This window comes from Nitrosomonas sp. Nm51, assembly GCF_900111165.1.
GTDB lineage: Bacteria > Pseudomonadota > Gammaproteobacteria > Burkholderiales > Nitrosomonadaceae > Nitrosomonas.
The window spans coordinates 1-2,112 of record NZ_FOGH01000113.1 but is presented as its reverse complement, the minus strand read 5'-3'; the positions used below and the strand labels follow the sequence as shown (position 1 = coordinate 2,112).

1 protein-coding gene, 1 tRNA gene and 1 pseudogene are annotated in these 2,112 nt (G+C 43.1%); 2 read left to right on the top strand and 1 reads right to left on the bottom strand.

The features are described 5' to 3' along the window. Window positions 1-87: 87 nt before the first annotated feature. Window positions 88-573 (top strand): annotated as a pseudogene (locus BMY60_RS14990) (IS3 family transposase); the annotation flags it as partial. Then, a complete protein-coding gene (locus BMY60_RS14985; RefSeq protein WP_090334706.1) occupies window positions 563-1,426 on the top strand; it encodes a hypothetical protein in 864 nt (287 codons plus the stop codon). The pseudogene BMY60_RS14990 and the gene BMY60_RS14985, both read left to right, overlap by 11 nt. 120 nt (window positions 1,427-1,546) lie before the next feature. Here the strand turns inward: BMY60_RS14985 and BMY60_RS14980 are convergent. After that, window positions 1,547-1,622: transfer RNA gene (locus BMY60_RS14980), tRNA-Asn, on the bottom strand. Window positions 1,623-2,112: the final 490 nt, after the last annotated feature.

Below are 2,112 nucleotides of genomic sequence, written 5' to 3'. Positions count from 1 at the left end.
TTGAATGGAGAGCCGTATGCGCTGAAAGGTGCACGTACGGTTCGGTGAGGAGAAGCAGGGAAATAGTTCGACTACGCCCTGCTTCTTACTCTACTAGCGACCTGGGCGGGATTTGTTTATGTGGCTTTTATTATCGATGTTTTTGCACGGTGTATTGTTGGCTGGCGCGTCAGCCGGTCATTGCATACAGATTTGGTACTCGATGCACTGGAACAGGCGCTGTGGGCACGGCGAGAAACTTACGGGTTAATCCATCACAGCGATCATGGCAGTCAATATCTGTCAATTCGCTACACGGAACGCCTGGCAGAAGCCAATATTGAGGCTTCTGTTGGCAGTGTTGGCGATTCTTACGACAATGCGCTGGCTGAGACAATTAATGGATTATACAAAACAGAGGTCATTTGGCATCGCGGCCCATGGCGCAATATTAGTGAAGTGGAATTTGCTACCTTGGAATGGGTTGACTGGTTCAATAATCGCCGGTTACTGGAGCCGATTGGAAATATTCCGCCGGCAGAATTTGAAATGGCATATTATCGCCAACTGGAGGAGTCAGCTGATGCAGTCTGACTCAAACAAAAAAGTCTCCGGAAAAACCGGGCCGATTCAAGTTGAAGTTTTTACTTCAATGAGACCAACGGATATTAATATTAGCGAAAATGCAAGGAGAGGAGTTAGATCATTAAGAGATTATCTTGATTATGCTTACTCTGGCAAAGTGCCTGAAAGATGGATTGCCAGTGGAAAAGTACCTGATAGTGAATTTGAAGTAGCAGTTATAAGATTGATTAATAATTTGGGATTCCAGTGTGATCCACAGGTAGGTGTGGCTGGGTTTTATATAGATATTGGTGTAAGAAATCCTGATAGGCCAGGTGAATATTTGCTGGGTATTGAATGTGATGGTGCTACCTATCACTCTTCTATCTCAGTTAGAGACAGGGACCGTCTTCGTCAAGAGATATTGGAGCGTAAAGGATGGACTATACACCGTATTTGGTCCACAAACTGGTTTCATACACGCTTAACTGAAATAGATCGTTTGAAGAGAGCAATTGAAACAAAATTACAGGAAGATAGAAGGGCCTATAGTTTAATTATGACTTATGAGGAACCATCAGAAACGGTTATGCAGGGGGCTTTTGCAGCTCGAGAAGGAATAGAAAAAGAATTTCAGGAAGAAAGCATTTTACTCGAAGAGGCATTAGAAAGATTCTGGCAACAAAATGTACAACCTCTCCATCCTAATAGATCACGAAGTATTCTTAGTGAACAGATGATTAAAACATTGGTAAAAACAAGACCAACCAATAAAGATGAGTGGTTTGCTAAAATACCGGCTAAGCTAAGACAATCCGTGAATCCTGATGAAGGTGAATTTCGTCAGGATATATTTGATATTATATCAGATTATGAATATTAATATTTTATATTTAGGATGTAAACCTTGGCTACGGCTAAGATAATAAACAAGAGTTTGGACGAGAGCCCAGGCCCAAAAGTCCGGCGTTCAGTGGCATCAGCAGTAAGTCCAAGAAAAGTATGGCTCCCCGACCAGGGCTCGAACCTGGGACCTGCGGATTAACAGTCCGTCGCTCTACCAACTGAGCTATCGGGGATTTGACAAGGGGATAAATCTTAACGGTTTGAGCGGTCCCGGTCAATATAGATAGTCATTAAATCTGGAAATCTCGAATAAAATTGCCAGTTTCCATCCGCATAGAGCCGTCCCGGTATTGCGTGCATTTTCCGGATACGTGTTGGTTGGCATGAAATGGTGGATGGGACGGCACGGTTCATATTGACACCGGGTGCAAGAAAAAGTATCGCCTGCACAGTCAAACAGTGGGCTTGCAATCAAAATCATTAAGCATTTGAATAAAACTGCTAAAGCTTGAATTCATACCTTCTTGCGAACAAGTATGTGCTGACCGGCAATCGGATTGAGCGTATCAGGTCATATGTTTTTGCGTTTAACCTAAATTCCTCAGTTAGCTGGAATCAAATGCCAACATAGCGGGAAATGAATCAAGAAATTGTGATTTCTGGGGTTTGCTGGCAATAATTTTACTGATGATATAACGCACCAAGGCTGGCCAGCGACCTGCT